This is a genomic window from Notoacmeibacter marinus (assembly GCF_002238045.1).
Classification (GTDB): Bacteria; Pseudomonadota; Alphaproteobacteria; order Rhizobiales; family Rhizobiaceae; genus Notoacmeibacter; species Notoacmeibacter marinus.
On sequence record NZ_NBYO01000001.1, the window covers coordinates 1,221,898 to 1,246,977 of the forward strand.

25 protein-coding genes are annotated in these 25,080 nt (G+C 63.6%); 10 read left to right on the forward strand and 15 right to left on the reverse strand.

All coding sequences use genetic code 11. The features are described from left to right. Positions 1-44 precede the first annotated feature (44 nt). Genes B7H23_RS05820 through fsa form a run of 5 tightly spaced genes read right to left on the reverse strand, consistent with a single transcriptional unit; the run spans position 45 to position 4,527 of the window. Positions 45-944, reverse strand: a complete 900-nt coding sequence (locus B7H23_RS05820) for an AEC family transporter (RefSeq protein WP_094076370.1) — start codon at positions 942-944, stop codon at positions 45-47. A gap of 30 nt (positions 945-974) precedes the next feature. Beyond that, on the reverse strand, positions 975-1,457 hold the full coding sequence (locus tag B7H23_RS05825; RefSeq protein WP_094076371.1) for a DUF2269 family protein: 483 nt from the start codon (positions 1,455-1,457) through the stop codon (positions 975-977). Then, positions 1,454-2,746, reverse strand: a complete 1,293-nt coding sequence (locus B7H23_RS05830; protein ID WP_094076372.1) for an SDR family oxidoreductase — start codon at positions 2,744-2,746, stop codon at positions 1,454-1,456. Before B7H23_RS05830 ends, B7H23_RS05825 begins: the two co-directional genes overlap by 4 nt. Continuing rightward, positions 2,743-3,843: a glycosyltransferase gene (locus tag B7H23_RS05835; RefSeq protein ID WP_094076373.1), complete on the reverse strand. Its 1,101-nt coding sequence runs from the start codon at positions 3,841-3,843 to the stop codon at positions 2,743-2,745. Before B7H23_RS05835 ends, B7H23_RS05830 begins: the two co-directional genes overlap by 4 nt. Positions 3,844-3,873: 30 nt before the next feature. Beyond that, entirely contained in the window at positions 3,874-4,527 is a 654-nt protein-coding gene (fsa, locus tag B7H23_RS05840) for a fructose-6-phosphate aldolase (protein ID WP_094076374.1), read from the reverse strand. A gap of 99 nt (positions 4,528-4,626) precedes the next feature. Between fsa and B7H23_RS05845 the strand changes: the two genes are divergently transcribed. The 9 genes from B7H23_RS05845 to B7H23_RS05885 all read left to right on the forward strand — a co-directional run bounded on the left by B7H23_RS05845 (position 4,627) and on the right by B7H23_RS05885 (position 14,320). Next, positions 4,627-6,840 carry a primosomal protein N' gene (locus B7H23_RS05845; protein WP_094076914.1) on the forward strand — a complete coding sequence of 738 codons (2,214 nt, stop codon included), beginning with the start codon at positions 4,627-4,629 and terminating at the stop codon, positions 6,838-6,840. Between the two features lie 146 nt (positions 6,841-6,986). Further along, positions 6,987-7,910 (forward strand): hypothetical protein, encoded by a 924-nt coding sequence (locus B7H23_RS05850; RefSeq protein WP_094076375.1) that lies wholly within the window; start codon positions 6,987-6,989, stop codon positions 7,908-7,910. 43 nt (positions 7,911-7,953) lie between these two features. Beyond that, positions 7,954-8,346 carry a hypothetical protein gene (locus B7H23_RS05855; protein WP_094076376.1) on the forward strand — a complete coding sequence of 131 codons (393 nt, stop codon included), beginning with the start codon at positions 7,954-7,956 and terminating at the stop codon, positions 8,344-8,346. A 227-nt stretch (positions 8,347-8,573) separates the two neighbouring features. Further along, the gene (locus B7H23_RS05860; RefSeq protein ID WP_094076377.1) at positions 8,574-9,134 is read left to right on the forward strand and encodes a F0F1 ATP synthase subunit delta; all 561 of its coding nucleotides are present in this window, start codon (positions 8,574-8,576) and stop codon (positions 9,132-9,134) included. Then, on the forward strand, positions 9,134-10,663 hold the full coding sequence (gene atpA / locus B7H23_RS05865) for a F0F1 ATP synthase subunit alpha (protein WP_094076378.1): 1,530 nt from the start codon (positions 9,134-9,136) through the stop codon (positions 10,661-10,663). Before B7H23_RS05860 ends, atpA begins: the two co-directional genes overlap by 1 nt. 24 nt (positions 10,664-10,687) lie before the next feature. Further along, the gene (locus tag B7H23_RS05870; RefSeq protein WP_094076379.1) at positions 10,688-11,572 is read left to right on the forward strand and encodes a F0F1 ATP synthase subunit gamma; all 885 of its coding nucleotides are present in this window, start codon (positions 10,688-10,690) and stop codon (positions 11,570-11,572) included. Positions 11,573-11,589: 17 nt separating this feature from the next. Beyond that, positions 11,590-13,047 (forward strand): F0F1 ATP synthase subunit beta, encoded by a 1,458-nt coding sequence (gene atpD / locus B7H23_RS05875; RefSeq protein ID WP_094076380.1) that lies wholly within the window; start codon positions 11,590-11,592, stop codon positions 13,045-13,047. Between the two features lie 72 nt (positions 13,048-13,119). Next, positions 13,120-13,524: a F0F1 ATP synthase subunit epsilon gene (locus B7H23_RS05880; protein ID WP_094076915.1), complete on the forward strand. Its 405-nt coding sequence runs from the start codon at positions 13,120-13,122 to the stop codon at positions 13,522-13,524. Between the two features lie 118 nt (positions 13,525-13,642). Next, a complete protein-coding gene (locus tag B7H23_RS05885; protein ID WP_094076381.1) occupies positions 13,643-14,320 on the forward strand; it encodes an HAD family hydrolase in 678 nt (225 codons plus the stop codon). A 4-nt stretch (positions 14,321-14,324) separates the two neighbouring features. Here the strand turns inward: B7H23_RS05885 and B7H23_RS05890 are convergent, their stop codons facing one another. From B7H23_RS05890 to rsfS, 6 genes are all read right to left on the reverse strand, one after another. Continuing rightward, a complete protein-coding gene (locus B7H23_RS05890; protein WP_094076382.1) occupies positions 14,325-14,837 on the reverse strand; it encodes an RNA pyrophosphohydrolase in 513 nt (170 codons plus the stop codon). A gap of 13 nt (positions 14,838-14,850) precedes the next feature. Beyond that, the gene (locus B7H23_RS05895) at positions 14,851-16,113 is read right to left on the reverse strand and encodes a divergent polysaccharide deacetylase family protein (RefSeq protein WP_094076383.1); all 1,263 of its coding nucleotides are present in this window, start codon (positions 16,111-16,113) and stop codon (positions 14,851-14,853) included. Positions 16,114-16,186: 73 nt separating this feature from the next. Next, positions 16,187-17,524 (reverse strand): S41 family peptidase, encoded by a 1,338-nt coding sequence (locus B7H23_RS05900; RefSeq protein WP_094076384.1) that lies wholly within the window; start codon positions 17,522-17,524, stop codon positions 16,187-16,189. Beyond that, complete coding sequence (locus B7H23_RS05905) at positions 17,514-18,986, reverse strand: murein hydrolase activator EnvC family protein (RefSeq protein WP_094076385.1); 1,473 nt, start codon at positions 18,984-18,986, stop codon at positions 17,514-17,516. Before B7H23_RS05905 ends, B7H23_RS05900 begins: the two co-directional genes overlap by 11 nt. Before the next feature lie 146 nt (positions 18,987-19,132). After that, a complete protein-coding gene (rlmH, locus tag B7H23_RS05910; RefSeq protein WP_094076386.1) occupies positions 19,133-19,615 on the reverse strand; it encodes a 23S rRNA (pseudouridine(1915)-N(3))-methyltransferase RlmH in 483 nt (160 codons plus the stop codon). A 31-nt stretch (positions 19,616-19,646) separates the two neighbouring features. Next, positions 19,647-19,976, reverse strand: a complete 330-nt coding sequence (rsfS, locus tag B7H23_RS05915) for a ribosome silencing factor (protein WP_240535020.1) — start codon at positions 19,974-19,976, stop codon at positions 19,647-19,649. Between the two features lie 274 nt (positions 19,977-20,250). Here rsfS and B7H23_RS05925 point away from each other — a divergent pair, with 274 nt between their 5' ends. Continuing rightward, a complete protein-coding gene (locus B7H23_RS05925; RefSeq protein WP_094076389.1) occupies positions 20,251-20,727 on the forward strand; it encodes a cupin domain-containing protein in 477 nt (158 codons plus the stop codon). Here B7H23_RS05925 and B7H23_RS05930 read toward each other — a convergent pair. The 4 genes from B7H23_RS05930 to obgE form a co-directional block, all read right to left on the reverse strand. Then, positions 20,721-21,389, reverse strand: a complete 669-nt coding sequence (locus B7H23_RS05930) for a nicotinate-nucleotide adenylyltransferase (RefSeq protein WP_094076390.1) — start codon at positions 21,387-21,389, stop codon at positions 20,721-20,723. The genes B7H23_RS05925 and B7H23_RS05930 overlap by 7 nt on opposite strands. Positions 21,390-21,420: 31 nt before the next feature. Then, a complete protein-coding gene (locus B7H23_RS05935; protein ID WP_094076916.1) occupies positions 21,421-22,707 on the reverse strand; it encodes a glutamate-5-semialdehyde dehydrogenase in 1,287 nt (428 codons plus the stop codon). Between the two features lie 125 nt (positions 22,708-22,832). Next, on the reverse strand, positions 22,833-23,954 hold the full coding sequence (gene proB / locus B7H23_RS05940; RefSeq protein WP_094076391.1) for a glutamate 5-kinase: 1,122 nt from the start codon (positions 23,952-23,954) through the stop codon (positions 22,833-22,835). A gap of 5 nt (positions 23,955-23,959) precedes the next feature. Beyond that, positions 23,960-25,027, reverse strand: a complete 1,068-nt coding sequence (obgE, locus tag B7H23_RS05945) for a GTPase ObgE (RefSeq protein ID WP_094076392.1) — start codon at positions 25,025-25,027, stop codon at positions 23,960-23,962. Between the last annotated feature and the right edge of the window lie 53 nt (positions 25,028-25,080).

The window sequence follows — 25,080 nt, forward strand, 5'->3', positions numbered from 1 at the left end:
TTCCGACGACCTCGGCCCACGATGTACAAAGACAGGGGTCATGCTCAGACGAACCAGTAGAGGGCGAGCGGCAACGTCAGGACAGCCAGCACCGTCTGCGCCGTCGTCAGCCCGGCCATCAGCGTGCCGTCTCCCTTCATTTGCGTCGTCAGCACATAGGCCGTCGCGGCCGTCGGAATCGCGGTGAACGTCACCAGCACCAGCATTTCGGTCCGGCCGAGCCCGAGCAACGTGCCGATTGCGAAGGCCAGCGCCGGTACGGCCAGAAGCCGTGCCGCGCTATTGGCTAGAATGGCGACAGTTTCGCGGCGAGCGGTATCCGGCTTCAGCGCGGCGCCGACGCAGAGGAGGCCCAGCGGCAGGCTGGCCGCCCCCAGGAAATCGAGGATTTCACCGCTATAGGGCGGCGTTCCAATGTCGCTGACCGACAATGCGATGCCGATCAGGCACGCGAGAATCAGCGGATTGCGCACCAGTGGCCGGATCAGCTGGCGCAGTCCGACGCTCCGCCCGCCAGCCAGAGCAAACACTGACAGGACATTGACGGTGGGCACGGCGATGGCCATGAGAACCGCCGCGCGGGCAACGGCGTCCGGACCGCCGAGACTGGCTGCGACCGCCAGGCCAAGATAGGTGTTGAAGCGGATCAATCCCTGCAATAGCGGGCCGTGACGGGCGGCGTTCCAACCACGCATGCGGGCGATCAGCGCCGTGGCTGCGGTGACGATGAGAATCGTTGCAAGAACAGCGCCGCCGAGATTAAGAATCGCCGGATCGTCGAGCGGCGCCTTGGAGAGGTTCAGGACAAGCAGCGCCGGAAAGAGCAGGAAATAGTTGAGCTTTTCCGCCGCCGGCCAGAATGCCGGATCGGGAAATGCCGTCCGTCGCAGCAAAAAGCCGATCAGGATCAGGGCAAAAACGGGCCAGATGGCGGTAATGATCAAAGAACCGGGTCTCTTCTCAAATATCTCTCGTCAACCGGGCCAGATCGAAAGGGCCGGCCTGGTCAGCATCAGCCAGACAATGGCCAGAACCGCGAAGAAGGCTGGAAAGCCGAACGCGAACCAGGTTCTATAGAGACGATCATAGGCGATGGGCAATGGCGTGCTCTGCGCAGCGGCCTGCCGGGCGAGATCGCGCATTCTGATCTGCATCCAGACCACCGGCAGCCAAAACGCGCCGACGAGGAGGTAGAGGCCAAGCGACAGGACGATCCATCCTTCGGTCAGGCTCCAGCCCGCCGCACGAATAAGGAGGTAGCCGGTTACCGGCTGGGCGATGGCGGCCGTCGCGGTGAAGGCGGTATCGGCCAATACCACGATGCCGGCAACGTGGGCGATCAGGACGGGGTCGCGGCTGCGATGGGATATCACCATGAAGAAAGCGATGCCGGCGCCCGTTCCCAGAAGGACGGTAGCGCCGACGACATGCAGGAAAAGAAGCAACTGATAGGTCATCGGTCCTTCGCAATGGCGGCGACGAACAGCGCAAGGCTGATGGATGGCAGAACCTTGACGAAGGGGCCGAGCGGGTCGGCCCAGAGATCGGGCGTCGCAAGCGAACCGCCGGCCAGATAGGCGAGCGAAACGAGGACCATGCCGAGGCAGGCCGCACCAACCCAAGGCCGCCAGAGAATGGCGAAGCCGAGCCCGATGTCGGCGACCGAACCGGCAAGGACGGCGATTCGCGCAGGGCCTTGCGCCATGCCGCTCTCGGTCAGAACCGCCGCCGCTGCATCGAGTTGCACAAGACCGATCGCGCCGGACAGGGCCCAGAAGAGCGAAAGAAGGCCGACACCGAGCGGAAACAGCAGATAGAGGCGGGCGAACCACCGCTCCTGAACCGTCGCCGGCATTGCGGCAAGCGTCTCGTCGAACGACCGACATGAGTGATCGCCGGCCTGTTGCCAGGGCTCTGGGTCGCCTTCGATGCCATCGGCCAAGGCCGCCAGCGCATTGGTGCGGAGAGGCGAACGCCAGCCGAGATGACCGAGCGCATCGGCGCCTTTCGCAAGAAGGGTGAGGAGAGGGCGGGGAACCGGCAGGGTCGCCAGCGGTTCGGGAAAGCCCAGCCAACGGCGCATCATGGCAATGGTGTCCGGTAGCGGACGGCCCCGCGGCTCCGTCAGATCGGCCAGCGTACCGGCGGGTATCCGACCCGTTGCCGCCTGGACCACGGCCTGCGCGACATCGTCGAGAAAAACCGTCTGGATAGCGATCCGCGGGAAAAGATGAGGCGTGACCAGAGGCATCGCCGCCGCCGCGCGCAGCAGCGCCGTGCCACCATAGGCCTCGGGCCCGATGACAAGCGCCGGGCGAAGGATCACCCAATCGGCCGACGATTGGCGGATCGCCGCATCGCCCCTGCCCTTGGTCGCGAAGAAATCGAGGCCGGCCGTCTCCGAAGCGCCGACGGCCGAGATGTGCACAAGGCGCACCGGCTTACCGTTCAGCGCCGAGACCAGACGCTCGACCGCCGTGATGTGGATGGCCTGCAGCGAATCGCGCGCGCCATCCTGAAGCGCACCTGAGGCATTGACCACGACGTCCATCTCCGCGGTCAGCCGGCGCCAATCGTCCACGGAGAGCTTCGTGATATCGCGTATGATCCAGTCATCGTCAGGCGCGACCTTTTGCGCGGCTTCCGCATCGCGCCCCAGCCCGGTGACGCTGAAGCCGGCTTTCCTGAGGGCCCGAAGGCAGGCCGCTCCAATCAGTCCGTATCCGCCGAGAACGAGCGCTTTCACGACGGGCGGTCTTTATCGTCGGCCCGCGCGAAGCTCTCCAATTCGGCGAGAAATCGTTCGCCCCTGAATTTGTCGATATCGTTCTCGGGAATTTGGGGCGGTTTGGCGACGATCCGCCCGATGGCCGTTCCAAGCGCCTCGGCATCCCTGTTCGGTACGAGGAAGGTGCGCTGCTCGCCTTGCAGGATTTCCGACGGTCCGAAGGGGCAATCGGTGCTGACCACGGGTGTGCCAACGATCAGCGATTCGATCAGAACGCCCGGCAGACCTTCCCGCTCGGACGACAGGACGAGCGCATCGGCGTTTCGGATCAACGGGTAGGGATTGTCCCGATAGGGAATGCAAATGACGGCCTCTTCCAGGCCAAGCTGCCTGATCCGCTCCCTGACCGGCTCCTTGATCTTGCCGAGAAGAACCAGCTTATGGTCCACACCACTCGCTCTATAGGCGTCGAGCAGGATGTCGTGACGCTTCTGATGAGCGCTTCGACCGACATGGATGATGTAGCTCTCATCGAGGATTTGGTCGTCGCTTTGCTCGGCGAGCGCACGGATCGCTTCGAAATCGAACGGATTGTAGATCGTTCGAATATATCGGTCGTCCCTTTTGAAGAGCTGACGGACGGCGGCCTCCATGGCTTTCGAAACGCAGAGCAGCCGTTTCTTCCCGTAAAGATGCTGCAGCTTTCTTCGCCGCGACAGAAGGCCAAGCCGCGGGCGGCCCAGATGTTCAGTGAAGTGGTCATTGGCCAACCGAAAGATGAAGCCGCATTCGGGCATGGCGGCGACGATCTTGTCGGCCGGCAGCAGGCAGGAGATCTTGATCGGGAAGCTTTCCGGGCCACCGAGTTCCGCCATGGCCTTCCACAGGGCCTTGGCCTTTTTCCGGCGGTAGAACAGGCCGGGCTCGATGTCGGGCAGAACGATATGGCGCAGGAAATCGGGCGGCGGGAAGTTCTTCCGGTCCGTCAGCGTGATGGCGAAGGTCTCATAGCCGGCTTCATGAAGAATCCCGGCATAACGGGTGATTGCTCGCTCCGCCCCGCCGCCTGCGAAATGCGGCAGGACGAAAAGCGCGCGCCGCGGCCTATCGGTCATGTCCGCAGGCAACCCGTCGTGCTCCAGCGATCAAAGAATGCTCTGGCCGGTCTTCTTCCAGTCGGCGGTAAAGGCATCCAGGCCCTTATCGGTCAGCGGGTGCTTGACGAGCGCATGGAGCGTCGAGGGCGGGACGGTGGCGACATCGGCGCCGATCATCGCTGCTTCCTTGACATGGTTCACGGTGCGGATGGACGCCGCGAGAATCTCGGTCTCGAAATCGTAATTGTCGTAGATGGTGCGGATTTCGCCGATCAGTTCCATGCCGTCGATCGCCATGTCGTCGAGCCGGCCGATGAAGGGGCTGATGAAGCTCGCGCCGGCCTTGGCCGCCAGCAGCGCCTGATTGGCCGAGAAGCAGAGCGTGACATTGACCATTTGGCCGTTGTCGGTCAGCGCCTTACAGGTTCGCAGCCCGTCGAAGGTGAGCGGCACCTTGATGGCGATATTGTCGGCGATCTTCGCCAGAACGTCCGCTTCCTTCATCATGGTCTCGTGATCGAGCGCGGTCACTTCGGCGCTGACCGGACCCTTCACAATGTCGCAGATCTCTTTGGTGACTTCCTTGATGTCGCGACCGGCCTTGGCGATCAGCGACGGGTTGGTGGTCACGCCGTCCAGCATGCCCAGATCGTTTAGTGTGCGAATTTCATCCACATCGGCGGTATCGACGAAAAATTTCATGGTCTAGCGCTCCTTGGCGGCGTGACGAACCCGCTTCGTCCGGTTCGTTCGGGATTTGGCGTTTCCCATATCGCGGAAAGCGGCAAAGGTCACGAGGCTATGGTGGGTGATTCGAAAAAGTCCGGCGGGATGACGACGGGGCAAGTGGTGCCGGTTCTGGTGCCGCTGCCGGTGCCGGGGCCTTACAGCTACGCCGTGCCGGAAGGTATGGACGTCACGCCTGGCGCGATCGTGCAGGTGCCGGTCGGCCCTCGCCAGGTGCCCGGTCTTGTCTGGGACGCCGATGATACTGCCGGCGCCGTCGATCCGGTGAAGCTGCGTCCGATCACGCAGGCGTTCGACTGCCCGCCCATCGATGCGACCATGCGGCGCTTCATCGACTGGGTCGCGGCCTGGACACTGACGCCGCCCGGCCTCGTCGCCCGAATGGTGCTGCGCGTGCCGGCGGCGTTCGATCCAGAGCCTCGGGTTCCCGCGCTTCAGCCCATGCTGGAGACGAAGCCGGAGCGGCTGACGCCGGCGCGCCGGCGCGTCTTCGAACTGATCGAGGACAATCCCGGCGCCTGGACAAAGAGCGGTCTGGCTCATGCGGCGGGCGTTTCGACCTCCGTCATCGACGGGCTGGTCAAAGCGGGCACGTTCAAGCCGGTCATGCTGCCGCCGCCGGCGGTCGTGCCCGACCCCGACACGGGGCGCAAACGGCCGGAACTCTCCGGCGATCAGGCCGAGGCGGCGGAGACATTGCGCCACGCCGTCGGTACCGATTGCTATTCGGCCACGCTGATCGACGGCGTCACCGGCTCCGGCAAGACCGAGGTCTATTTCGAAGCCGTCGCCGCGGCGCTGGACAAGGGCAAGCAGGCGCTGATCCTGCTGCCGGAAATCGCGCTGACGGCGACATTTCTGGAGCGCTTTCACGACCGGTTCGGCGCGCGGCCCGCCGAATGGCACTCCGACATGGCGCCAAAAATGCGCGAAAAGGTCTGGCGTCAGGTTGCCGAGGGCCGTGTGCGGGTGGTGGCCGGAGCCCGCTCGGCGCTCTTCCTGCCGTTCCGGGATCTCGGTCTGATCGTGATAGATGAGGAGCACGACCAAGCCTACAAGCAGGATGAGCGCGTCTTCTACAATGCGCGCGACATGGCGGTGGTCCGCGCCCATCTCGGCGATCTGCCGATTGTGCTGGCCTCGGCGACGCCCTCCATCGAAAGCCGCGTGAATGCCGAAGCGGGTCGCTATGGCGCAGTGCGACTCGCCAGCCGTTTTGGCGAGGCCGCGATGCCAGATCTGCGCACCATCGATATGCGCAAACATCCGCCGGCGCGGGGCGGGTTCCTGTCGCCGGTTCTGCTTGAGGCGGTCGGTCGCGCCATCGAACGGGGCGAACAGGCGTTGCTCTTCCTCAACCGGCGGGGCTATGCGCCGCTGACGCTCTGCCGGGTCTGCGGGCACCGGTTCCAGTGCCCCAATTGCTCGGCCTGGCTGGTGGAACATCGCTTCCGCCAGCAAATGCAGTGCCACCATTGCGGCCATGCGGAGAAGGTGCCGGAAGCCTGCCCGCAATGCGGCACGCTCGACCACTTGGCGGCTTGCGGGCCGGGCGTAGAGCGGCTGGTCGAAGAGGTGGTGCAGCACTTCCCCGATGCGCGGACGGTGATGCTCTCCTCCGACATGCCGGGCGGGGCCAAGCGGCTGCGGCTCGAACTCGACGCCATCGCCAAGGGCGAAGCTGATATCGTGATCGGCACGCAACTCGTCGCCAAGGGCCATCATTTTCCGAAAATGACGGTCGTCGGCGTGGTCGATGCCGATATCGGCCTCACCAATGGCGATCCGCGCGCGGCGGAGCGGACTTTCCAGCTTCTGCACCAGGTGACGGGCCGGGCAGGGCGCACGGGCGAGGCATCGCACGGTCTGATCCAGACCTACCAGCCGGAACACCCGGTGATGGCGGCGCTGGTTTCGGGCGACCGCGAACGCTTCTACGAGCGCGAGATCGGAGAGCGCCAGCGGGCTGGTCTGCCACCCTTCGGGCGGTTGGCGGCCCTCATCATATCCGGGGAAGACAAGGCGGAGACCGAAAAATATGCGCGTTCACTGCGCGCCGCCGCGCCCCGCTCCGACGATATCGACGTGCTCGGTCCGGCAGAAGCGCCGCTGGCGCTGATTCGGGGCCGCTACCGTTATCGACTGCTGATCCATGGCGACCGCAAAAGCGACATTCAGGCCTATATCCGCTCTGTCCTTTCCGCCGGACCAAAGGCGCGGGGCAGTCTGCGGGTTCAGGTGGATGTCGATCCACAGAGCTTTCTTTGATGGACCAAGGACCCGGCACACCCGTCCAGAACCATTGAGACGCTGCCTTAGTGAAGCCTGTTCTCGCCGGTGGCTCTTTGCTCATCGTTCTTTTGCCATAGCTCTATCCTATCCAACGTCCGACAATCATTCGTGGACCTTTCTTCATGCGTCTTCTGCTCGCTTCCAGTATCGCTTTTCTTGCCGGCGGCGCGGTCGTCTATTCGGCGGTCGAAGGCCTGCCCATTTCGAACGACAGGGCTGCCGTCGTCGCGCCGGAGCATGAAAGCGGCGCGGTATCGGGGGTCGAACTGGCCGAGGCGGTATCGACCGGCGCGGCCGAAGCCACCGAAAAACCGGCGACACCCACAACCATGCCGGAGTCCGAGCCCGTCGCCGCCCAGCCTCTGGATGAAGGTGGGGGCGCAGCCGACCCGGCAGGCGATCAGCCCGCAACGCTCAACTCCTTTGCGCCTGTCGACCGACCGGCAGTCAAATTGCCGCCGCTTGGCCTTCCCGACCCGGACGAAGCACAGGCCGCCCTGCCGGACGAGCAAAAGATCGCCCTTGAGCCACCGCCGCGGGAAGCGCCGGAGCTCGGCACTGTGCGCTGGGTGCCCGCATCGCTCTATTGCGGCTTCGTCGAGACAGACCTGCCGGAGCCGGTTGAACTGGCATCGGCAGACGGGGCCGGCGAGGTCGTGGCGGACGAACCGGCTGCGGATGCGGCGAATGTGGAAAAAGAGGCCGTGGCTGTGGAAAAGAAAGCGCCGGAAGATCTGCTCTTCGTCACCGAGCGCCACTATGATGGCCGCGCGGCGGTCGAGCGCGCCTATATGCGGATCGGCGGCTTGATGCGCGAACTGGCGCTGAAGAGCGTCGAGGAGAAGGACGATGGCGAATTGCGCCATTATGCGACTTTTGGCGGGGCACCGATCGACGTTCGCCTCGACATGCAGCGGATCATCACGGATGCCGACAGGAAGTTGAAGGCCTGGCACAAGCCGGACCGGCTTCTCTATCGCGGCGCCATGGCCGTCGGGCGGGGCGATACGATGCGCCAGGTCGGCTTTGTCGGCAGTTGCGGCTAGTGCCGCCACAGTCGAACCGGATCGCGAGCGAAGGCTGAAGCATATGGAATTTGCACTCCCCGTACCTGCCGATCTCGGCGACTGGCTGGCTCTGTCCTCGGCCGTCGTCACCGCCGTTCTCGGCCTCTACATGATGGTAGTCCCGCGACGGGCGCTCGGCCTTCGGAACATGGACGCCGAATTCATCGGTCTGCCGGCTTCGGGCATTGCGCGGGCGCGGGCGGGCGGCTTCCATGTCGGCCTCGGCCTGGCGGCCATTCTGCTGTGGCAGCCGCTTCTCTTTCTGGCGCTCGGTGCGGCCTGGGTGTTCGCGGCGATTGGCCGGCTTCTGTCGGTTTTCATCGATTCGCCCGCGCGCGGGCGCAATGCGGTGCTTCTGATCCTTGAGGCCCTTTTGGCATTCGGCGCGGTGGCCGGTCCGCTCAGCCTGATCTGAGCCTCCTCTCTCTGCGTCGAAAGTCGATCTCCATCGCCGCGCCAAGAGCGCCACAGGCGTGTTGCACGCTCAGAATGGCTCTGCTATAGCGGCCACGAAATCGACGGGAGGATGCCTTTACCAGGCCAGTTTCCGTTGGCTATTTCCAGCGAGATTAAAGGTTTCGCCTCGGCTTTCCGTTTCGATGCCAGGCCTTTTATCTCGGTCGAACGAGAGATTGATCGCCCGTGTCGCAAACCACATCTCCCATTTCCGGTGTTGCTTCCCGCTATGCGTCTTCGCTTTTCGAACTGGCGCAGAATGAAGGCGCCGCCGATCAGGTGGAGAAGGATCTGGCGGGTCTTGGCGAACTGATTTCAGAATCGGACGATCTGTCCCGTCTGATCAAGTCGCCGGTCTTCGCAGCCGACGAGCAGGAAAAAGCCCTGCTCGCCATTGCCGAAAAGGGCGGCTTGGCGCCGCTCACCAAGAATTTCCTTCGTGTCGTGGCCGCCAATCGGCGTCTGTTCGTGCTGCCCGGCATGATCGAAGCCTATAAGGCCATCGCCGCGGACGCCCGTGGCGAGGTGACGGCGAAGGTTGTCGCCGCTCACGATCTGACCGAGGCCCAGCGGGCCGAACTGTCCGAGACCTTGAAGGGTGTCGCCGGCAAGGATGTGGCGATCGAACTATCGGTCGATCCGTCCCTTCTGGGCGGTCTTATCGTCCAGATTGGCAGCCGCCAGATCGATACATCACTGAAAACCAAACTGAATTCGATGAAGCTTGCACTGAAAGAGGTCGGCTGATGGATATCCGCGCGTCGGAAATCTCCGAAATCCTGAAAAACCAGATCAAGAATTTCGGCCAGGAGGCCGAGGTTTCCGAAGTCGGGCAGGTCCTGTCCGTAGGCGACGGTATCGCCCGCATCTATGGGCTGGACAATGTCCAGGCCGGTGAGATGGTGGAATTTGCCGGCGGTATTCGCGGCATGGCGCTGAACCTCGAAGCCGACAATGTCGGTGTCGTGCTGTTCGGCGACGACCGTCAGATCAAGGAAGGCGACACCGCCAAGCGGACCGGCGACATCGTGTCCGTTCCAGTCGGCCCGGAGCTGCTCGGCCGCGTGGTCGATGCGCTCGGCAACCCGATCGACGGCAAGGGCCCGATCGGCGCTTCCCAGACCAAGCAGGTCGACGTCAAGGCGCCGGGCATCATTCCCCGCAAGTCGGTGCATGAGCCCATGGCGACCGGCCTCAAGGCCATCGATGCGCTCATCCCGATCGGTCGCGGCCAGCGCGAGCTCGTCATTGGCGACCGCCAGACCGGCAAGACCGCCATTATTCTCGACACCTTCCTGAACCAGAAACCGGCCCATGATGAGGACCGCGAAAGCGACAAGCTGTTCTGCGTCTACGTCGCTGTCGGCCAGAAGCGTTCGACCGTTGCCCAGTTCGTGAAGGTTCTGGAAGAGCGCGGCGCTCTGCCCTACTCCATCATCGTTGCCGCAACGGCCTCCGATCCGGCGCCGATGCAGTATCTGGCGCCGTTCACCGGCTGCACGATGGGCGAATATTTCCGCGATAACGGCCAGCATGCTCTGATCGGCTATGACGATCTGTCCAAGCAGGCCGTCTCCTACCGCCAGATGTCGCTTCTGCTGCGCCGCCCACCCGGCCGCGAAGCCTATCCGGGCGACGTTTTCTACCTGCATTCGCGCCTTCTGGAGCGCGCCGCCAAGCTGAACGAAGACAATGGCGCCGGTTCGCTGACCGCTCTGCCGGTCATCGAAACCCAGGGCGGCGACGTGTCGGCCTTCATTCCGACCAATGTGATCTCGATCACGGACGGTCAGATCTTCCTTGAGACCGATCTGTTCTTCCAGGGTATCCGCCCGGCCGTTAATGTCGGTCTGTCGGTGTCCCGTGTCGGCTCCGCCGCGCAGGTCAAGGCGATGAAGCAGGTCGCCGGCTCCATCAAGGGCGAGCTTGCGCAGTACCGCGAAATGGCGGCCTTTGCGCAGTTCGGCTCCGATCTCGATGCCGCGACGCAGCGACTGCTCAATCGTGGCGAACGCCTGACGGAGCTGCTCAAGCAGCCGCAGTTCAGCCCGCTCAAGACCGAAGAGCAGGTTGCCGTGATCTTCGCCGGCGTGAACGGCTATCTCGACAAGATTCCGGTCGACCAGGTGACGAAGTTCGAAGCGGGTCTGCTCACCCATATGCGCAATGACGGCAAGGACGTTCTAGACGCCATTGCCCGTGAAAGGGCGCTGACGGACGAGATCAAGGACAAGCTGAAGGCCGAAGTCGACGCTTTCGCCAAAGCCTTTGCCTGATAGCGCTCCGGGAAGGACCATTCCATGGCCAATCTGAAAGAGCTTCGCGTCCGGATCGCCTCGGTCAAGTCGACTGCAAAGATCACCAAGGCGATGCAGATGGTTGCCGCCGCCAAGCTGCGCCGTGCGCAGGAGGCGGCGGAGGCGGCGCGACCTTATTCCCAGCGCATGGGCAAGGTGCTCGCCAGTCTGGCCGGTGGCGGCGAGCCGGCGGATGCGCCGAAGCTGATGACCGGGACCGGCAGCGACGACGTGCATCTGCTCGTCGTCTGCACGGCGGAACGCGGCCTTTGCGGCGGTTTCAACTCTTCGATCGCTCGCCTTGCGCGCGATCATGCGCGCAGGCTTCTTGCAAACGGCAAGACGGTGAAGTTCATCTGCGTCGGCAAGAAGGGCTTCGATATTCTGCGCCGCGAGTTCAGCGACAAGATCATCGACCGCGTGGACCTGCGCAACGTCAAGCGCCTGGGTTTTGCCGATGCCGACGCCATCGGCAAGAAGGTGATCGGACTGTTTGAAGACGGCCAGTTCGACGTCTGCACATTGTTCTATTCCGAGTTCGAGAACGTGGTGACGCAGGTGCCGACGGCACAGCAGATCATTCCGGCCAAGCCGGAAGCGCTGACCGATGGCGAGGCCGATACCGGCTCCGACGTCCTCTATGAATACGAGCCGAGCGAAGCCGATATTCTGCGCTCCCTGATTCCGCGCAACATCTCGGTGCAGATTTTCCGCGGCCTTCTGGAAAACGCAGCGTCCGAACAGGGCGCGCGGATGAGCGCCATGGACAATGCGACACGCAACGCCAACGACATGATCGACCGCCTTACGCTGGACTACAACCGCCAGCGCCAGGCCAAGATCACGACCGAACTGATCGAAATTATTGCGGGCGCCGAAGCGCTCTGACGATATAGGAGGCATTCATGGCCGAAGAAAACACCAACGCGGCTTACACGCTGCCCGAAGGACCGAAGGGCAAGGTCCACTCGGTCGTCGGCGCCGTCATCGACGTCGCTTTCGAAGATCACCTGCCGCCGATCCTCAACGCCCTGGAAGCCAGCAATAACGGCAGCCGGCTCGTGCTGGAAGTCGCGCAGCATCTCGGTCAGAACATCGTGCGCACCATCGCCATGGATTCGTCCGAAGGCCTGGTTCGCGGCCAGGACGTGGTCGATATCGGCGCACCCATCTCCGTGCCGGTTGGCGAAGGCACGCTGGGCCGCATCATGAACGTGATCGGCGAGCCGGTCGACGAGGCCGGCCCGATCCCAAGCGAAGGCGTCCGCGCCATTCACCAGCCCGCTCCGGATTATGTCGACCAGTCGACCGAAGCGCAGATCCTAGAGACAGGCATCAAGGTCGTCGACCTTCTGGCGCCTTATGCTCGTGGCGGTAAGATCGGCCTGTTCGGCGGCGCCGGCGTCGGCAAGACCGTGCTGATCATGGAACTGATCAACAACATCGCCAAGGCGCATGGCGGCTATTCCGTGTTCGCCGGTGTTGGCGAGCGTACGCGTGAGGGCAACGATCTCTACTGGGAGATGATCGAGTCCAACGTGAACAAGGAAGGCGGCGGCGAAGGCTCCAAGGCCGCGCTGGTCTATGGCCAGATGAACGAGCCCCCCGGTGCGCGTGCCCGCGTCGCTCTGACCGGTCTGACCGTTGCGGAACATTTCCGCGATCAGGGTCAGGACGTGCTGTTCTTCGTGGACAACATCTTCCGCTTCACCCAGGCGGGCTCCGAAGTGTCGGCGCTTCTCGGCCGCATTCCGTCCGCTGTGGGCTATCAGCCGACGCTTGCGACCGATATGGGCGCACTGCAGGAGCGCATCACCACGACCAATACGGGTTCGATCACCTCGGTGCAGGCCATCTACGTGCCGGCCGATGACCTGACCGATCCGGCTCCCGCCACCTCCTTCGCCCACCTCGACGCAACGACCGTTCTGTCGCGCTCGATCGCCGAGAAGGGTATCTACCCGGCCGTGGATCCGCTGGACTCCACTTCGCGTATGCTCGACCCGCAGATCGTCGGCGACGAGCATTACGACGTTGCGCGTCGGGTGCAGGTGATCCTTCAGCGCTACAAGAGCCTGCAGGACATCATCGCCATTCTGGGCATGGACGAGCTGTCCGAAGAGGATAAGCTCAGCGTTGCCCGCGCCCGTAAGATCGAGCGTTTCCTGTCGCAACCCTTCTTCGTGGCCGAGGTCTTCACCGGTTCGCCCGGCAAGCTCGTCGCGCTGGAAGACACGATCAAGGGCTTCAAGGGCCTCTGCGACGGCGAATACGATCACCTTCCCGAGTCGGCCTTCTACATGGTCGGTACGATGGAGGAAGCCGTTGCGAAGGCGCAGCGGCTGGCCGAAGAAGCCGCCTAAGAACCGACAATACGCCCTGCCGCCGACATGGCGGCGGGGACTTCATCCTTCGAACAGAGCCGCCGGAGCGCAATTTCCATGGCATTCACATTCGAGCTGGTTTCGCCGGAACGTCTTCTGGTTTCGCGTGAGGTCGATTCGGTGGTCGTGCCCGCCGCCGAGGGCGACATGACCGCCATGCCGAACCACGCACCGACCATGTCGGCCCTGCGCGCCGGAATGGTGACGGTCGAGACTGGTGGCGACAAGGAACAGTTTGTCGTGCTGGGCGGATTTGCCGATGTTCAGCCGGACAGCTGCACCATTCTGGCCGAGACTGCCGCGACGCCGGGCGATTTCGACCGCGATCTTCTGACCTCCCGGATCGAAGAGGCGCAGACCCGTCTGAAAGAGACATCGGACGATGACGAGCGTAGCGAACTGGAAGAAGTTCTCGGCTCGCTGACCACGCTGAACGAGCAGATCCTGCCGGCCTGACCCGCAGAGACGGCCGTTGAACGTATTGAATGACGGACCCTCAAAGGGTCCGTTTTCTTTTGGGCTGACCTCGGGCTTCGCCGCTCTACTTCTTTGTCCGCGGACAGGGAGCACGCCGATGTCAGAGCCAATAGACGTTGCCGTCTTCGACATTATCGAGACGGTTTTTTCGCTGGAGCCGGTGCGTCGCGCCATCACGACATGCGGGCTGGACGGGCGCGATCTGGAAACCTGGTTCGCCTTCGGTCTGCGCGACGCCTTCGCGCTCGACGTCACGCATCGGGCAAAACCCTTTCCCGATATTCTCGCGGACGCACTCGATGAGTTGCTGGCCGTTCGCCGCGTTGGCGCTAATCAGGCTGAAAGGGATGCGGTCCTAGGCGCATTCGCGCAAATGCCGGCGCAAACCGGTGCCGGCGAATGTTTCGATATGCTGCGCGATTCCGGTATCCGCATCGTGGCGCTTTCGAACGGCCCGGCGGAACGAACGAGATCCCTGCTCGAGAGCGCCGATCTGGACACCCATGTTTCGGACATTCTCAGTGTCGAGGCCGTGGGCCGCTTCAAGCCGCATGAAAGCGTTTATCGTCTGGCCTTCGAGGCGACCGGCGCTGCGCCTGCCGCCCATTGCATGATCGCTTGCCACGCTTGGGACCTGAATGGCGCCAAACGCGCCGGAATGCAGACCGCTTTCGTTCAACGGGGCCAGCACTATCCGTCCGTTATGGAGCCCTCCGATATGGCTGGCGACGAATTGGTCGATGTCGCCAGGCTGATTGTCGAGCGGCAGGGGTAGAACGCTAACCTGCCAGATGGTGGAACGCGGCGACGACCTCTTTATAAAGGGGCCGTTTGAACGGCACGATCAGCTCCGGCAGGTCATTCATCGGCTTCCACGCCCAGGCGTCGAACTCGGCTTCATGGCCGTCCGGCGGCGGGTCGATGGCAATCTCGTCTTCATCGCCCTCGAAACGGTAGGCGAACCAGCGCTGCTTCTGGCCCCGATATTTGCCCTTGAGCGCCTTGCCGATCAGATGGTCTGGCAGATCGTAGGTCAGCCAGTCCGGTGTCTCGGCAAGCAGTTTGACGGTGCGGATGCCGGTTTCCTCGTATAGCTCACGCCGCGCCGCGCCTTCCGCGTCCTCGCCCTTGTCGATGCCGCCCTGCGGCATCTGCCACAAGCGGGCCGACCCCTGTTCTTCGGCATCGGGCTTCGGCTTGCGATGACCGGTCCAGACCAGTCCGTGCCGGTTCAGCACCATGATCCCGACGCATGGGCGGTAGGGGAGGTCTTCGGCTATTGGGTTCGCCATGATGGTCTTTCGGTTAGCGATTGTCCTGGGCCAGCGCGCTGACCGGTACGAAGCGGATGCCACGGGCCTCGGCCGCATCCATCCAGCGCGCCAATTCGTCCACCGTAACGCGGAACGCCGAAGCGGTGGCAATGACAGGCCCGCCCTCTTTCGCTCTCGCTTCGAGCGCAGCGAGCGCGCGGCGGATCATTTCGGGCTTGCGAATGGCATCCACCGGATCGCCGGCCATGACGAAGGGAGCGCCTTCCCTGGCAGCCAGTCGGCCCGCTTGGGATGCGGGAGCCGTACCGTCGTCAACGAACATCAGCCCACGCCCGGCAATCTCTTTCATGACCGGCTGGAGCGCCGCATTTTCCGTCAAAAAGCGGCCGCCCATATAATTGATGATTCCGGCATAGTTGGTCATGCTGGCCAACGCCTTGCGCGTCAGAATCAGGGTTTCGTCCGGCTCGGCATCGGCCAGCAGCGTACCGGGGCCCGGATTGGTGCTGGGATAGCCAAAGGGCTCCATCGGCAGTTGCAACAGCAGTTCATGGCCGCCGGCCCGGGCGTCCTGCTGCCATCGCGACAGGCTGTTGCCGGTCGGCGCAAAGGCGAATGTAACCGGTCCCGGCAGGGTTCTGATGGCATGCTGGGTGCCCGTCTGCGAAAGGCCCAGCCCGCCCATAATGAGCGCGATGGCCGGACCATCGATCGCTTCGGCCGGTCTGCGGTAGGCGTCGAAAGGGCGCTCGCCATCGGGCCCGATCTTCGGAAGGAGGCCCGCGGGCGACGGCTCCACCAAGGCGGGTTTGGGTTGACCCGACAGGCGCATGGGGGCGGACAACGAGGCGGCATCGCGTACGATGATTGCGCCGCCCGTTTCGGCAGGATTGGCGCCATCCGGCAGATCGGGAAGGGATGTTTCGTCGGGCGCGACGCGGATGATGGCAGGGCCGGAGCCATTGTCGATGCGTTGGCCCGGGGAACTCACGGTCGGCCCTGCCGGCCTGTCGCTGACGTCTGCTGCGGGAAGTGTCTCGGCGGGCGGGGTCTCAGCGCCAGCCGTGTCCATCTCGATCTCCGCATCCGCCGTTGCCGGCAGTGATCGAAGCGGGTCGCGATGGCTGGCGGTCCAGATCGAACCGGCGAGTAGAAGGAGAGCCAGAAAAGCGGGCCCACCATGGCCGAACAGGCGGAAGCGCCGGGGCGATTTCGGTTTGGCCGGCGGTCGGTCGAGACCGAGCGGCCGGTCTATGGGGCGCGCTGTCGCATCTGTCTGATTCGGCGGGCTCATGAGGGGCAGTCGAATCCGGACAACGGAAAGACGAAGCGGCGGACCTCTCGATCCGCCGCCGTGAACGGCCTAATTACTTGGTTGAACCCGCATCCGCGCGGTCCTGCGATGGCGGAAAGGCCGAGTCCTTGTCTTCGCCGCGCATCAGGCGAAGCGCTGCCTGCAATTGCAGATCGTCTTCGGCTTCGCGTGGCACATAGGCAGAAGAGCCGGAGCCCTCTTCATCTTCCAGATCGCCCGTAATGTGACCACGGAGCGAGGATTCGCTGCGCTTCAGATCGGCCTCGCGGCCCTTCATATCGTCCGGCAGCGGCTGGGTGACGCGAATGTCAGGCGTGATGCCCTTGCCTTGGATCGATGCGTCGGACGGCAGATAATAGAGCGCGGTCGTCAGCTTCAGCGCGCCGTTCTCCGCCATGGGCAGGACTGTCTGAACGGAGCCCTTGCCGAAAGACCGGGTACCGAGCACGGTCGCGCGCCGCATATCCTGCAGGGCGCCGGCCACGATTTCGGAAGCGGAGGCCGAGCCGCCATTGATCAGCACGATTAGTGGCTTGCCTTCGGCCAGATCGCCGGGCGTCGCATCATAGCGCTTATATTCACGGTCGTCGCGACCCCGCGTTGAGAGGATCTTGCCGCGATCGAGGAATGCGTCGGACACGGCAATGGCCTGGGTCAGCACGCCGCCCGGATTGAGACGCAGATCGAGCACGTAGCCCTTCAGCTCGTCTTCCGGGATTTCCTTCTTGATCTTCTTGAACCCCTTCTCGAGGTCCGCAAAGGTCTTCTCCGTAAAGGACGTGATCTTGAGGTAGCCGACATCGCCTTCGGCGCGCACCTTGACGGCCTGCACCTTGATGATGTCGCGGATGACTTCGATTTCCATCGGGGCGGTGGCGCCCTCGCGCAGGATGGTCAGAAGGATCGGCTCGCCACGGGCGCCCCGCATCCTCTCGACGGCTTCCGAAAGGGTCAGGCCGCGCACTTCCTCGCCATCGATCTTGGCGATCAGGTCGCCAGCCAGAACGCCCGCTTCCATGGCGGGTGTACCATCCATCGGCGCGATGACCTTGACGAGGTCGTCTTCCATGGTGACTTCGATGCCAAGGCCGCCGAACTCGCCGCGGGTCTGGACATTCATGTCAGAGGCTTCGTCCGGATCGAGATAGGCCGAATGCGGATCGAGGGAGGCGAGCATGCCCTTGATGGCGCTCTGGATCAGTTCCTTTTCGTCCGGCTCGGTCACATACTGACCGCGCACCCGTTCCAGCACATCACCGAAAATAGCAAGCTGCCGATAGGTCTCGCTGCTGGCGGCTCTGGCCTGAAGGTCCAGGCCATTGGTCACGACGGTCATGGCCGTTGCACCCATCAGGGCGCCTGCACAGAGCAGCGAGAGCTTACGAATCATTATTCGTCCTTCCAAAACTGCGTTCCGACCACCATGCGGCCGGGTTCACTGGCTTTTTATCTTTCCAGAACTCAACGTAAAGAGCCGGCTCCGAAAGCGCATCCTCCAGCGGAGCCAATGCCGCCAGTCGCGTTTCGCCCATCTCGCCGACCGGTTCTCCTGCGAGCACGGACTGGCCGCGCGTCACATTGATCGCGTGCATGCCGCCCATCACAATCGAATAGCCTTCACCCGCATCCAGAATGATCGTCTGGCCGAAACTCCGAAACCGCCCTGCAAACAGCACCGTACCCCCTGCAGGAGCCGTTACGATGGAGCCTGATTGTGACCGAACGGTGTCGCCAAGCCGTTTCTCGCCCGTTTCATCGGTATCGCCATAGCGGCTATCGAACTGTCCGGCTACCGGAAGGATCAGCTGGCCTTTCCGGGCAGAGAAGGGCAGACTAGCCGAAAGTCTATGATCGACATCCTTTTCGTCGGGATCGCGAAGCCGGGCGAGGCGATCGGCGAGTTCCTGGGCGGCCTTTGCCTTGGCCATCGCCTCCTCGGTGCGCTTGCGTTCGGCCTCGAGCGCGGCGATACGCGCGGCCTCGGCAGCCTCATCGGCGCGTCGCTGCGCCTCCGTGCGGGCCGCTTCCTCGGCTTGCTGGCGCTCCTCTTCCAGAGACTGGATCAGTTCGGCAAGGCTGGACGCCTCCTCGGCCAGTTTCGACGCGCGGTCCTGTTCGGCATCGATCTGCGCCTGGCTTTTCTGGCGGGCGGCATTCTTGGCATCGAGAAGAAGCGACAGGCGATCCCGTTCGGCCGCCTGCTCCTGCTTCGCCTGAGACAGTTCGTGCCTTTGATCGGTGATCCGTGCCGTCACGTTTCGCAGATCGGACAGGTCGCGAAGCAGGGCAGTGTTCTCCTGACGCAGTTCGGGCACCACCGCGCCGAGCAGAATGGCGCTGCGGACAGCCGACAGCGCATCGTCCGGGGTAACGAGCAGAGCCGGCGGCGGATTGAGCCCCATGCGCTGCAGCGAGGCCAGCACTTCGGCGAGAAGGGCGCGCCGCGTGACCAGAGACGTTCTGATACCCGACTGGCGTTCGCGCAGTCCCGTCAGACGTGTTTCGATGTCGGCAATGTCTTCGGTCAGCTTGCGCTCGGCCTTGGCGGCGTCGATCAGCGCGGCGCCGATGGCACGCGCATCATTGCCGAGCGCCGCGATTTCGGCGGCGAGCGTTGCTCGGCGGGCAGTGCTTTCGGCAAGCCGGCGGGCCAGCGATTCATACTCGCTGCGCTTGACGTCGCGGCGAAGTGCGATCTTCCGGGCCGTGGTGTAGTCGGGTTCGAACCCCTTTGCCTCGTTGCTGGCTGGCGCATTCTTTTCTTCGGCGGCCATGGGCGCGGTGATGCAGACCGCCGCCAGAATGGAGCCAGCCGACAGAACACGCAGAAAGAACGAGCGGCGCGCAATCATGCCGCTACCCTATCGCTACGGTCGTTAAGTTTCGCTTAACCATATCGGCGTCCCCTCCGATGAGCCGACCCTCTAGGCAATAACCGTGGAGACAATATGACGCTGGCATTGCGGCAGGCTTACCTGCCGCGCGCAGCAGAAACCGGTCAGGCCCGGTGATAGGGATGTCCGCTGAGAATGGTCGTCGCCCGATAGAGCTGTTCGGCCAGGAGAATGCGCACGATCTGGTGCGGAAACGTCGCTGTGCCGAACGACATGACGAGATCGGCATGCGCCCGGAGAGACCGGTCATGACCGTCCGGCCCACCAATCGCAAGGACCAGTAAGCCGTCGCCTTGGTCGCGGTGGCGCGCCAGCGCATCCGCAAATGTCGTGGAAGAAAGACTGCGACCGTCTTCGTCGAGCAGGATCAGTCGTGCGCCGCCGTCCAGGTAGGAAAGCAGCCTGTCCGCCTCCTCGCGCTTCCTTTGCGCGGGCGACGAGGCGCGGCTTTCGGCAGGTTCGATAATGCCACCGAATTGCAGACCGAGCTGGCTGCCGGCGCGCCGGAAGCGATCGATGTAACGATCGCACAGATCGGCTTCGGGACCGGCCTTCATCCGGCCCACGGCATGGATCACGATTCGCATACGCCCGCCTTACAGGGCCGGCGCCGTCCGTTCAATGAACGGTGCCGTCCTCCAGGTCGGGCAACTGCCACATCTTCTCCAGATTGTAGAATTCCCGGACTTCCGGGCGGAAGATATGGATGATGATGTCACCCTGATCGATGAGGATCCAGTCAGCCGAACCATCGCCTTCGACGCGGGCAACGCCCAGACCATTATCCTTGAGCGCCTGTTTGAGGTGCTCGGCAATGGCAGCGACGTGACGGTGCGAACGCCCGGAAGCGATCACCATGAAGTCGCCAAGGCTGGATTTGCCCTGAATGTCGATGGAGAGAATGTCCTCTGCCTTGGAATCGTCCAGGGATGTGAGGACCGTGTTCAGCGTCCGTTCGGCGTTGCTATGGGCCGGGTCGTTCGTGCGTCTCGGCTCCGCCTTGCGATCGGTCGATGTATTGGCCGCGAGGGCCTGTGCGTGCTGTGCCAGCGTCGTTCCTTTCTGTTGCTGCCGTCGCCTTCGGGAGGCGGCACGAATCTGAAGTTGGCAGCGCCGGATGACAATTTCAAGGCGTTGAAATGTTAAAGCCGGTCTGTGCTCTGTTGCGGTTACATATTCACAACAGTAGAAACCGTAGTGTTTTGCGGACGGGAGATCATCTGTGCCGAAGGATGCAAAAGTCGCATTTGTTCATGCCAAAGCGCAGCCAACCCGTGTGAAGCCATCGAACTATCCGCCGCCTTTCGCCAAGCGTGTCGAAGGCCGGATCAAGCGGCCGCTCGGCGACCTGTTCGGGCTGACGAATTTCGGCGTCAATCTCACAACGTTGAAGCCGGGGACCGAATCGGCGCTGCTGCATCGCCATTCGAAGCAGGACGAGTTCGTCTACATTCTGGAGGGCCACCCGACCTTGCGGACCGATGAAGGCGAATGGGCGCTGTCGCCGGGCGACTGCGCCGGCTTCGCGGCCAATGGCGCTGCCCACCATCTGATCAACCGCACGGATGCGCCCGTTACCTATTTGGAGATCGGCGACCGGATGGCGGGCGACGAAGGCAGCTATCCCGAAGACGATCTGAAAGCGGCGATGACGCCCGATGGCTGGGCCTTCACCCAAAAGGACGGCACGCCCTACTGATCCGCTGTCGACCGCGATTCCCGGATCTCCGTCGACGACAGCGCCGAGCGGGGGCCGTGGATGAAGGTCCAGGCCGGCGGATCGAGCCGGGGGAGGAGTGCGGCGTCGTCCTCGTCGATCCGCGCATGATCGAAGGTCTTGGCCATGCGGGACGACAGGAAGGCGAGGGTGGAGCCCGGCCGGTCGATAATGGCGATGGGATAGGTCTCGGCGATTTCGCGCCAGCGTTGCCAGCGATGAAAGCCGGCAAGGCTGTCGGCCCCCATGATCCAGACGAAGTGTACGGTCGGGTTGCGGCGCCGGATATGCGCGAGCGTATCGGCCGTGAAGCCCGCACCGGTCACCGCTTCGAAGGCGGTGACATCGATGCGGGGATTGGCGGCCGTTTCCTCGGACTGTGCGATTCGCTCGGCCAGCGGGGCCAACTCGTTGCGCTGCTTCAGCGGATTGCCGGGCGTCACCATCCACCAGAGCCGGTCCAGTTTCAGCCGCCGCATGGCCGTGTCGGCTGCCAGGGCATGGCCCCCATGCGGCGGATTGAACGAGCCGCCGAACAGGCCGATGGCCAGACCGGACGGCGCTTTGGGCATCTTAAGATAGTTTGGATGCACGCCAGTCAGATCGACCGGCGGGCGGTCGCGGGCCGTTCCGATCAGGCGCATGACGGGCTGTTCCGGTTCACGGGCGTTCGCGTCAGGGCCGGGTCTGGCCGGTGCCGCGAACGCGGTATTTGAACGAGCAAAGCTGTTCGAGCCCAACGGGACCGCGCGCATGCATCTTGCCGGTCGCGATGCCGATTTCCGCGCCCATGCCAAACTCGCCGCCATCGGCGAATTGCGTCGAGGCGTTATGCAGCAGAATGGCGCTGTCGATCTCGGCAAAGAACCGGCCTACCGCATCGTCGTCCTCGGCGACGATCGCTTCGGTATGGCGGGACGACCAGCGATTGATATGCTGAATCGCGCCGGAAATGCCGTCGACCACGGCGACCGAAACAATCGCGTCGAGATATTCGGTCGCCCAGTCCGCGTCTTCCGCCACCTTCGCCTGTGGCCATGCCGCGCAAACGGCTTCGTCCCCACGGATTTCGCAGCCGCGTTCGGCAAGGCGGTTGAGAATGGGGATCAGATGGGTATCGAGCGCCGTGCGGTCGATGAGGAGCGTTTCAAGCGCGCCGCAAATGCCGGTGCGGCGCATCTTGGCATTGGCGACGATCTCGACCGCCATATCGAGCTCGGCCGATTTGTCGACATAGATGTGGCAGAGCCCTTCCAGATGGGCGAAGACCGGCACGCGCGCATCGGCCTCGACCCGTGCGACGAGGCTCTTGCCGCCGCGCGGCACGATCACGTCCACCGCTCCGCTGAGACCGGTGAGCAATTCGCCCACGGCGGCGCGGTCGGTCGTCGGAACCAGCTGGATCGCATCGTCCGGCAGGCCCGCTTCGCGCAGCCCCTCGACGAGCGCGGCGTGGATCGCGCGGGAGGAATGGACGCTGTCCGAGCCGCCGCGCAGGATCACGGCATTGCCGCTTTTCAGGCACAGCGCGCCGGCATCGGCGGTCACGTTGGGCCGGCTTTCATAGATGACGCCGACAACGCCAAGCGGTGTGCGAACCCGCTCGATATGAAGGCCGTTCGGGCGATCCCATTCGGTCATCACCTCGCCGACCGGATCGGGCAGGCCGGCAATGGCGCGAATGCTGTCCGCAATCGCCGCGATCCGGCCCTCGTCCAGCGTCAGCCTGTCGAGAACCGCGGCGGTGAAGCTGCGCGCGCGGCCCGCTTCCATGTCCTTGGCATTGGCCAGAAGAATGGCTTCGCGCGCCGTCTCGACCTGCGATGCCATGGCGTTCAGGGCAGCGTTCTTCGCCTGTGTCGTCGCGATGGACAGCGGCGCTGAGGCAGCGCGTGCACGAAGGCCGATGCCGGCCATCAGCGTACGGATTTCGGAGCCATTATCGTCCACGCGGTCGAGCATGATACCGTCCTTGCCCTGTCCCATTGCCTCGCCGAAACGGCCAATCGCCGCCATTCGGCATGAAGACAGGGTTTTAGAGACCATGGGCGGGGCGGGCAACCCGATTATCGACCATGCGGCCTGTGCTACAACAGCACCAGATCGTCGCGGTGGACCATCGCGCTTCTGGGCGGCTGGTTGAGAATGGCTTCGATCTCGGCATTGCGGCGTCCAGCGATCAGCGCCGCATCGCCGCTATCGTAGGCGGCGAGGCCGCGTGCGATCGGCACGCCGCCCTCATTGCGATGAATGGAGACGGGATCGCCGCGTCGGAACGCACCCTCCACACGGCGGATGCCCGCCGGAAGGAGGCTCTTGCCGGAATGCAAAGCCTTCTCGGCGCCTTCATCGATATAGAGTTGGCCGGTGCAGTCGATCGATCCGGCAATCCACCCTTTCCGGGCTTTTGCGGAACCGGTGGTCTCGAACAAAGTAAGCCGTGTGCCGTTCGCAATGGCGGCAATCGGCGACAGTTCCTTGCCGGAGGCGATGATCATGGCGCAGCCCGCGCCGGTCGCGATCTTGCCCGCCTCGATCTTGGTGCGCATGCCGCCGCGCGACAGTTCCGAGCCGGCATCGCCCGCCATGGCTTCGATCTGCGGCGTGATGCGCGGTACGCTGGCAATGAGTTCGGCATTCGGATCGGTGGCCGGCGGCGCGGTATAAAGACCGTCAATATCGGACAGCAGGATCAGAAGATCGGAGCCGACCATGGTGGCGACGCGCGCGGCGAGTCGGTCATTGTCGCCATAGCGGATTTCTTCCGTCGCCACCGTGTCGTTCTCATTGATGACCGGCACGGCGCCATGTTTGAGGAGGGTGCCGATGGTGGCGCGGGCGTTCAGATAACGGCGGCGGGCTTCGGTATCGGACAGGGTGATGAGGATCTGCCCGGCGCGGATGTCATGGGCGGCGAGCGCATTCGACCAGGCCGAGGAAAGGGCGATCTGGCCCATTGCGGCGGAAGCCTGATTTTCCTCCAGCTTCAGCGATCCGTTCGGCAGGCCGAGAAGTGTCCGACCAAGAGCGATCGCGCCGGAAGAAACGACCAGAATTTCGGTTCCGCCCTGACGAAGATCGGCAATGTCGTTGCAAAGAGCCGCCAGCCACTCGCCGCGCAGTCCGCTCTGCCGGTCGACCAGCAACGCCGAACCGACCTTGATCGTGATCCGCCGCCAGCGGGAAAGATCGATGCCACGCTCCGACATCGTGGTCAGCTTTCCGCGACGCCGCTATCGGGAACGGCCGCCTTCTCCCAGCGGTCGTCCTTGTCGGGTGGGTTATCCCGCTCCCGCTGGCCGACGATCTCGTCCATCAAGGCGCGTTGGACCGTATCGAGATTGTGGTTGGTGGCCGAGGAGATCTGGATGGGCTGGCGACCGGCCACTGCGGCCAGCGCTTCCGCCTTTTCGGCAAGGGTCTCTTCATCGACCGTGTCGGTCTGGCTGAGGGCAAGGATCTCCGGCTTGTCGGCAAGCCCGTGTTCATAGGCCTCGATCTCGCCGCGTACGGTTTTGTAGGCGGTTGCCACATCCTCTTCCTGCGCGGAGACCAGATGCAGCAGGACGCGGGTGCGCTCGACATGGCCGAGGAAGCGGTCGCCGATGCCGACGCCCTCATGCGCGCCCTCGATCAGGCCGGGAATATCGGCGATCACGAATTCGCGATTGTCGATCCGCGCGACGCCGAGATTGGGCGTCAGCGTGGTGAAGGGGTAATCGGCGATCTTGGGTTTCGCGCGCGTGACCGTTGCAAGAAACGTGCTCTTGCCGGCATTCGGCAGGCCGACCAGCCCGGCGTCGGCGATCAGCTTCAGGCGCAGCCAGATCGTGCGCTCCACGGCATCCTGCCCAGGATTGGCATGGCGGGGGGCCTGATTGGTCGAACTCTTGAAATGGGCGTTGCCGAAGCCGCCATTGCCGCCCCTGGCCAGCCGGACGCGCTGGCCCGGCTCGGTCAGATCGGCGATCAGGGTCTCGTTGTCTTCTTCGAAGATCTGCGTGCCGACCGGCACTTTCAGCACCACATCCTTGCCGTGGCGGCCAGTGCGGTTGCGACCCATGCCATGCATGCCGATCTCGGCCTTGAAATGCTGCTGGTAGCGATAATCGATCAGCGTGTTGAGATTGTCGACCGCCTCGGCCCAGACATCGCCGCCCTTGCCGCCATCGCCGCCATCGGGGCCGCCGAACTCGATATATTTCTCGCGGCGGAAGGAGACGGCGCCTGCGCCGCCGGGGCCGGATTTGATCGAGATGCGGGCTTGATCGAGAAATTTCATGACGTCAACGGTCTCTGCGCCGGATCGCGCGTTGGAGAAAGCGGCTTCCTAGC